The organism is Actinosynnema sp. NPDC059797 (assembly GCF_042732085.1).
Classification (GTDB): domain Bacteria; phylum Actinomycetota; class Actinomycetes; order Mycobacteriales; family Pseudonocardiaceae; genus Actinosynnema.
The window spans coordinates 1-6,694 of record NZ_JBHWIE010000374.1 but is presented as its reverse complement, the minus strand read 5'-3'; the positions used below and the strand labels follow the sequence as shown (position 1 = coordinate 6,694).

Below are 6,694 nucleotides of genomic sequence, written 5' to 3'. Positions count from 1 at the left end.
CCGGCCGCAGTGGACCCGGCCGCAGTGGACCCGGCCGCAGTGGACCGGCCGTGGCGCTGCCCGGAGCCCGACCCGCAGAAGGGGGAGGTGCCGGGGGCGGTGTCACGTCGCCGGCGGGTGGTTCGGCCACCGGTCGCCCCCGTGCGGCTCCAGGACCAGGTCGAGGTGCTGGTCGAGCGCTCGGGCGGCCTGGTCGGGGGTGAGGTGGCCGAAGGGGGTGCAGGCGGACGGGCCGGTGGCCGCGCCGAGCAGCGCCACCGCGGTCAGGTGCGGGTCGGCGTGCGGGGGCAGCCCGCCGGCCCGCCGTGCAGCAGCTCCTCCTTTGCCGGGGTCAGGTGCGGCGGGCGGCCCAGACGGTGCGCTCGGTGCGCACGGCGAGGTCCTCTCGGTGCAGGAGACCGTTCGGGCTGGTGGGGTCCAGGAGTTCGTCGAGCGCGGCGAGGTCCTCGGGCACGAGGGCGGGGGCGGCGACACCGCGGATGCGCTGCAGGACGCCGTGGGCGTAGCGGCCGATCGCCGCGCTGCGCTCACCTCCGATGTCGACGGTGATGGTGCGCTCGGCCTCGACGGTGAAGCCGGCGGCGGTCAGCATCGGTCCCCAGTCGGCGCCGCGGTGCGGGACGTGTTCGGCGTGGAAGCGGTCGGCCGCGGCGTGGGCGCGTTCTTCGAGGCCGGGCCGGTCCGCCGGGGCGTGGGCGGGCAGGAAGCGGGGGAGGCCGGCCAGCTCCACGACGGCGAACAGGCCGCCGGGGGCGAGCAGGTCATGGACGTTGCGCAGGGCGCGGTCGGGGTCGGCCAGGTGGTGCATCGAGGCCGACGCCCACACCAGGTCCGGCCTGCCGAGGTCGGGCCAGTGGTCGGCGTCGAGGTCGGCCTGCACGGTCTGCACGCGCCCCTCGACCCCTCGGGCGCACGCCCTCTCGCGCAGGAGGTGGAGGTGGCCGGTCGAGCTGTCGACGGCGGTGACGTGGGCCTCGGGGAAGCGTTCGAGGAGCGCGAAGGTCCCCGCGCCGGTGCCGCAGCCCAGGTCCACGACCTGGCGCGGCTCGCTCTTCAGCGGCAGCCAGGCGGTGATGGACGCCGTGTGCTCGGCGAGCACCTCGGCGTCCAGGTCGAGGATCTCCGCCTGCCCGCCGTCGCCGTGCTCGTGGTGGGGGTGGTGACCGCGTTCGCCGTGGTGAGGGGTGTGCTGATGCGTTTGGGGCATGGCCCCACCGTAAGCACGTCATGCTCCAGTGGCACGACCACTTGCCAGATGCGCAAGAAGGTGACTCGGAGTGCTGCCCGCCGCGCAACATCGCCCACCGCACCGCGGGCCTTCGCCTCGACCGCGGCCCGCTAGTCGGAGGGGGTCCGGGTGCCCCGGGAACCGTCGGTGTCCTTCTGGTGACCGCGGCGGGCATCGCGGTCGAAGATGCCCATGATCTCGCAGGGGCCGCCCTCGGTGCCGATGGCGTGCGGCAGCATGGTGGGGAACTCGGCGGCCTGGTTGGTCTCGATGCGGAAGCGCCGGTGGCCGAGCATGAGGACGGCGGTGCCGGACAGCACGACGAGCCATTCGCGGCCGGGGTGGGCGCGCATGCGGGCCGGGTTGTCGGGCGGTGGGTCGGTCATCCGCTGGCGCACCACGCTGACGCCGGGGTCGCCCTTCATGGTCCAGCGCATCAGGCCGTGGGCGCCGTCGATCGTCGGGCTGGTGACGACGTCGTCGGCGGCGTTCTCCACGAGCTGGTCCAGCGTGGTGTCCAGGGCGCGGGCGAGGGTGACGAGCTGGTCCAGGGCGAGGCGGCGCTGACCGTTCTCGATGCGGCTCAGCGAGGACTGGCTGAGGTTGGCGCGGGTGGCCAGTTCCTCCAGGGACCAGCCCTGCGCGACGCGCAGGGCGCGGATCCGTTTGCGCACGAGGCTGTCCAATTGCTCATCTTCTTGCGTCATGGGCAACATTCTATGCCTCTTGTGCAAAGTCGGCTTGACGTCGCACGCAGCCGGCCCGGCACAGGGGGCCAGGTGTGGCGAAAGGACGCGACATGTCCGAGCGGACTCCCCACTGCGAGAGCGACGCACTGCCCACCGGGACCGTGGACGTCGTGGTGGCGGCCGGGTCGTCTTCGGTCAGGTGGCCGCGGCCGAAGCCACCGTCCCCCTCGTCGGACGGTGACCTGCGGTTCACCGCCACCCTGGCCGACGGCCGCACGCTGACGGCGCGCCGGGTGCTGGTGGCCACCGGCCTGCGCGACGTGCTGCCCGAGGTGCCCGGCCTGGCCGAGCACTGGGGTCGCGGCGTGGTGCACTGCCCCTACTGCCACGGCTGGGAGGTGCGCGACGAGCCCATCGGCATCCTCGCCACCGGCGCCGCCTCCGCCCACCACGCCTGGCTGTTCCGCCGGCTGACGGACGACCTCGTCTGCTTCACCCGTGGCACCGACCTGGACCCCGGACGCGCGCCCGCTTCGCCGCCCGCGACATCCGCGTCGTCGAGACCGACGTCGAGGAAGTCGTCAGCGACGACGGAGCCCTCGCGGGCGTCCGCCTGACCGACGGCACCTTCGTCGGGCGGCGGGTCCTGGCCGTCGCCACCCGGGTGCGGGCCCGCGCCGAGGGACTGGAGGGCCTGGAGCTGCCGATGGAGGAACTGCCCGACGACAGGGGCCGCCGCTTCGCCTCCGCCACGGCCGTCATCGCCTCGGTGCCCGGGCTGAACGTCGCCCAGACCCACCTGGCCGTCGAGTTCGGAGCCTCCCAGGACACCGTCCTGTGGATCATCAACGCCTACACCCTCGCCCTGACCGCGCTCCTGCTGCCGCTCGGCGCGATCGGTGACCGGGTGGGCCGCAAGCCCGTGCTGGTCGCCGTCGCCGACTGGCGGTGGCTGTTCGCGCTGCCCGTGGCCCTGGCCGTCGTCGCGCTGGCGATGGCGCTGAAGTCGGTGCCCGGCTCCCGCGAACGCCCCGCCCATCCCTTCGACACCACCGGCGTGCTGGTCTCCGCGATCGCCGTGACCGGGCTGATCTTCGCCCTGCAAAGGCCCCGAGCGCGGCTGGACCGCCCCCGTCACCCTGGTCGGCCTGACCGCCGGCGTCGCCGCCGCCATCACCTTCGTGGCCTGGGAGCTGCACCGCCGCGACGCCTCCCTGCTGGACGTCCGCCTCTTCCGCGAGCGCGGCCTGGCCGGCGGCTCCCTCACCCTGCTGGTCGTCTTCGGCGTCCAGGCCGGCGTCGCCGTCGTCCTCTTCCCGTTCCTCAAGGCCGTGCTCGGCTGGTCCGGGCTGCTGTCCACCGCGGCGATGATGCCGATGGCCGTCATGATGATGACGACCTCGGGCCTGGCCCCGAAGGTGGCCGCCAAGATCGGCACCCGCCCCACCACGACCGCGGGAGTCGCCCTGGCCGCGCTCGGACTGGCGCTGATGGCGCTGTTCGCGTCCGTCGACGGCGGCTGCCCGTCCGTCCTGGCGGGCCTGCTCGCCATGGGCGCCGGCATGGGCCTGTCGATGACACCCGCCACCGGGGCCATCACCGGCTCACTGCCCCGCGCGAAGCAGGGAGTCGCCTCCGCGCTCAACGACGTCACCCGCGAGCTGGGCACCGCGCTGGGAGTCGCGGTGCTCGGCGCGCTCCTGGCCAACGGCTACCGCAGCGCGATCGACGGCAAGCTCGACGGCATCCCCGCCGGGGCCGCGGACACCGCACCCCGCCGGCCCGACGCCGAGGCGGCCCCCGAGCACAGGGGCGCGCACAACGTCGCCGCTCGCTGACCTCGCAGGAGCGCCGTGCGGGCGGAGCACGACGCCGCCCGCACTTCCACCGCGGGGCGGCGCTCGACTGCGACCTTGCGATCGCCTGACGGTCCGCGCGTGATCCGCCGTCGAGTGGCCCGGCCGGGATATTCCGGATGCCGTGGCGCGCATCGGGAGCAGTGCGGTGGGCATCGGGCTGTGCCTGGTGGTCATCGCCCGGGCGCTGGGCTCGCTCGGCGAGGTCGGCGCCCGGGGGCGTGTCGGCGACGTCGCGCTGCGCGCGGCTCCGGTGGTCGCCGTGGGCGGGGCGCCGCTGCGACCGGGGGAGGACGCCGTGGTGCGGTTCCGGGTGTTCGCCGAGCACGGCGTGGACGACGAGCTGGTCGCGATCGGCAGCGACGAGGCGCGTCGCGTCGAGCTGCGCTGGGATCGCGACTGCGACGGCGCGTCCGAACCGGTGACGGCGCTGCCGCTGGAGCACGGCGTGGTGCCGAGCGCCGGCGGTGCGGGGTCGGACTACCGGCTCGTGCTGCTGGACCTGCGGGAGGAACTCGCCGTCGGGGCGAGGGTGACCGTGCGGTTCGGCTTCGCCCGGGCCGGCGAGCTGGTCCTCGACGTCCCCGTCGTCTCGGCGACCGCGGAGCCGGAGGGCTGCGCAGGCGCGGACGTCGCCTGAGCGTCCCGTCGGCTCGCGTCGGTGGGGCGACGGCGCTCGATCGGACCCGCCGCCCCGTCCACGTTGTCCGCCAGTGACGTCAAGCGTTGTTCCGCAGGCGGTCGAGGCGGTGGTGGGCGAGGCGGTGCAGCATCTCGGTGAGTGCTTCGCGGGCGACCTGGACTTCGAGGTCGCGGCGGGCGGCGAGCACGGTGCCGGTCACCACCTCCCGGGACAGGCCCCCCGGAACTCGGCCGTCAGCGTGCCGACTGCTTCCAGGCAGTACCGGTCGGGTTGCTGGTGTGTTGAGTGAGCACGGGGGCCTCCAACGTCCGTAAGGACCGCCCACCGCGCTGGAGAGGGGTGCGCCTCCGACCCGGGCGCGGCCCGCCTTGATCGCAAGGCAAGCGTCAGGTCCGCCTCGGCGAGGTGGTGCCACGATCGGGGCAGGCCGCACAACGGCGTGCGGCCGCCATCGTTGGACGGTCGTCATTCCGCTGGAGGAGGGTGCGGCCGTCCCATCAGGACGAGGTCGACCGCGCCGGGGACGGGGAGCGCAGGCGGCGAGCGCGGTGGTGGGCGCGTTCGAGCGTGACGGCCCTCACCGCGGGGTGGACGATCGCAAGGTTGTCGCAAGGTGCATCGGCGGGCTCATGCACCACAGTGGGAGGAGGGACCCGGACGAGCACGGGTGCGCCACCGGGTGTCGGCCGCACGATGGGGCCGGTGCCCGCTCCACCCCGCCACCGAGGAAGTCGACGACCGGCAACCATGACCGCGATACCCCACGGCCACGACCCCGTGGCCCTGCTGCTGATCTGTGACAGCTGCGGCCGGGCCTACGAGGGGGACACCCGCCTGCCCTGGCTCGTCCTGTGGTCGGTGGCGATCGGCACGGGCTGGCGCGGTCGTGACCGCGCGATCGGTCCTCACAGCTGCGCCCTCTGCCTGGCTTGAGCGTCCGCTGTGGTCTTCCTGTTTTCGGCTGGTCCGGGCCGTGGCGTGGTCGGTTCGGTGGCCGGGGGACAGGGGCGTCGGAAACCACCGGGTGCGGCAAGGCGACCGCGAGGTTGCCCGCGGCGGTGCGGGGTAGCCGCAGAGGTGAACCCGATCCGACGGAGGAAGGTCACCGTGACCGCGACGATGCCGATGCCGGCGACCTACCCGGCCGAGATCAACGCTGCTGGAAGCCTGTGCAACGGCGTGCAGGTCGTGTGGCGACGAGTGCGAGGGCCACGCGAACATGCACGAGCACTGCCGGATCTGCGCCGAGGCGTGCCGGGCGTGCGAGCGGGCGTGCCGGGAGCTGCTGACCGCCATGAACTGACCGGCGCCATGAACTGACCGGGTGGCGCCGTCGGACCCCCGAATCCCGACGGCGCCACCGGGTCACCCCCTCCAGGGCATCGATCGCGCTCGCGAAATCCGGGCGGGTGCGTGGACCACCGTGCTCGTCGCACCACCCGGTGCGGCCCCGTGGACGGTCATCGGCATCCTCTCGTCCGCTCCACCCATCCCTCCGCCTGGCCGCCCGGAGTTCACCTGACGAGCTGCTGACGATCCGCGGTCACCCGGACGTGGCGGCCGGGCTCGTCGTGGTGGTCGTTGGTGGGTGGGGCGGGGAGGGTGTGGGATCCGGGCGTCGGGTGACGGTCGGTGTGGGCGCGGGGGCCACCGTGGAGGTGGTCAGCGGTCGCGGCTCGCTCTGGGTGGTGACCCCGCAGGCGGTCAGCGCGGCGCAGGCGGTCAGCAGCAGTGCGGTGGTCCTCATCGTTCGGTCTCCGGTATTTCCACGACGAACCGCGCGCCGCCACCAGGGCGGTCCTCGACCCACACCTCGCCGTGGTGGCGGTGGACGTGTTGGGCGACCAGGGCCAGTCCGAGACCGCTGCCGGTGTCGGTGCCGCGGCTGCCGGCGCGGTTGCCGCGGTCGAAGCGGTGGAAGACGCGGTGGCGCAGCTCGGGTGGCACGCCGGGGCCGGTGTCGTCGACCTCCAGCCTGGCGTGGCCGTCCCGGCTGGTGACGGCGACGCGCACCGGTCCGCCGGCATGGCGTTCGGCGTTGTCGAGCAGGTTGTTGACCACGCGGTCCAGGCGGCGGCGGTCGCCCAGCACCCGGGGGCCGGGTGGGGAGGTGCGCACGGGGACCTCGGTGGCCGGGCGGGAGTCCAGGACGTTGTCGACCAGCGAGGCGAGGTCGATGACCTCCAGGTCGGTGTCGTCGGCCTGCTGGTCGGCGCGGGAGATCTCCAGCAGGTCGACGACCATGCGGGCGAACCGGTCGACCTCCGAGGTGAGCAGG

11 protein-coding genes are annotated in these 6,694 nt (G+C 74.1%); 5 read left to right on the top strand and 6 right to left on the bottom strand.

Annotation, left to right across the window (positions count from 1 at the left end):
- Positions 1-102 precede the first annotated feature (102 nt).
- The 3 genes from ACFV4N_RS37500 to ACFV4N_RS37490 form a co-directional block, all read right to left on the bottom strand.
- Positions 103-258, bottom strand: coding sequence for a hypothetical protein (locus ACFV4N_RS37500; protein WP_499677421.1), 156 nt, complete (start codon positions 256-258; stop codon positions 103-105).
- Positions 259-331: 73 nt separating this feature from the next.
- A complete protein-coding gene (locus ACFV4N_RS37495; RefSeq protein ID WP_499677420.1) occupies positions 332-1,207 on the bottom strand; it encodes a class I SAM-dependent methyltransferase in 876 nt (291 codons plus the stop codon).
- A gap of 131 nt (positions 1,208-1,338) precedes the next feature.
- Positions 1,339-1,935, bottom strand: coding sequence for a helix-turn-helix domain-containing protein (locus ACFV4N_RS37490; RefSeq protein WP_499677419.1), 597 nt, complete (start codon positions 1,933-1,935; stop codon positions 1,339-1,341).
- Positions 1,936-2,027: 92 nt separating this feature from the next.
- On the opposite strand from ACFV4N_RS37490, the gene ACFV4N_RS37485 reads away from it, so the two are divergent.
- From ACFV4N_RS37485 to ACFV4N_RS37475, 3 genes are all read left to right on the top strand, one after another.
- Positions 2,028-2,534, top strand: a complete 507-nt coding sequence (locus ACFV4N_RS37485) for a hypothetical protein (protein ID WP_499677418.1) — start codon at positions 2,028-2,030, stop codon at positions 2,532-2,534.
- Between the two features lie 522 nt (positions 2,535-3,056).
- Positions 3,057-3,755, top strand: a complete 699-nt coding sequence (locus tag ACFV4N_RS37480) for an MFS transporter (protein WP_499677422.1) — start codon at positions 3,057-3,059, stop codon at positions 3,753-3,755.
- A 142-nt stretch (positions 3,756-3,897) separates the two neighbouring features.
- Positions 3,898-4,413: a copper chaperone PCu(A)C domain-containing protein gene (locus ACFV4N_RS37475; protein WP_499677417.1), complete on the top strand. Its 516-nt coding sequence runs from the start codon at positions 3,898-3,900 to the stop codon at positions 4,411-4,413.
- Positions 4,414-4,492: 79 nt separating this feature from the next.
- Here ACFV4N_RS37475 and ACFV4N_RS37470 read toward each other — a convergent pair whose 3' ends face one another.
- Positions 4,493-4,615, bottom strand: a complete 123-nt coding sequence (locus tag ACFV4N_RS37470; RefSeq protein WP_499677416.1) for a hypothetical protein — start codon at positions 4,613-4,615, stop codon at positions 4,493-4,495.
- 548 nt (positions 4,616-5,163) lie between these two features.
- Here ACFV4N_RS37470 and ACFV4N_RS37465 point away from each other — a divergent pair.
- Positions 5,164-5,349: a hypothetical protein gene (locus ACFV4N_RS37465; protein WP_499677415.1), complete on the top strand. Its 186-nt coding sequence runs from the start codon at positions 5,164-5,166 to the stop codon at positions 5,347-5,349.
- A 174-nt stretch (positions 5,350-5,523) separates the two neighbouring features.
- Entirely contained in the window at positions 5,524-5,736 is a 213-nt protein-coding gene (locus tag ACFV4N_RS37460) for a hypothetical protein (RefSeq protein WP_499677414.1), read from the top strand.
- A gap of 223 nt (positions 5,737-5,959) precedes the next feature.
- On the opposite strand, the gene ACFV4N_RS37455 is transcribed toward ACFV4N_RS37460, so the two are convergent.
- Both ACFV4N_RS37455 and ACFV4N_RS37450 read right to left on the bottom strand, forming a co-directional pair.
- The gene (locus tag ACFV4N_RS37455; protein WP_499677413.1) at positions 5,960-6,163 is read right to left on the bottom strand and encodes a hypothetical protein; all 204 of its coding nucleotides are present in this window, start codon (positions 6,161-6,163) and stop codon (positions 5,960-5,962) included.
- A partial coding sequence (locus tag ACFV4N_RS37450) for a sensor histidine kinase (protein WP_499677412.1) occupies positions 6,160-6,694 on the bottom strand: 535 nt, incomplete at its 5' end. The genes ACFV4N_RS37450 and ACFV4N_RS37455, both read right to left, overlap by 4 nt.

Coding starts and splice junctions, on each gene's coding strand:
- ACFV4N_RS37495 (WP_499677420.1), bottom strand. CDS start 1,207: ATGCCCCAAACGCATCAGCACACCCCTCACCACGGCGAACGCGGTCAC.
- ACFV4N_RS37490 (WP_499677419.1), bottom strand. CDS start 1,935: ATGACGCAAGAAGATGAGCAATTGGACAGCCTCGTGCGCAAACGGATC.
- ACFV4N_RS37485 (WP_499677418.1), top strand. CDS start 2,028: ATGTCCGAGCGGACTCCCCACTGCGAGAGCGACGCACTGCCCACCGGG.
- ACFV4N_RS37465 (WP_499677415.1), top strand. CDS start 5,164: ATGACCGCGATACCCCACGGCCACGACCCCGTGGCCCTGCTGCTGATC.
- ACFV4N_RS37455 (WP_499677413.1), bottom strand. CDS start 6,163: ATGAGGACCACCGCACTGCTGCTGACCGCCTGCGCCGCGCTGACCGCC.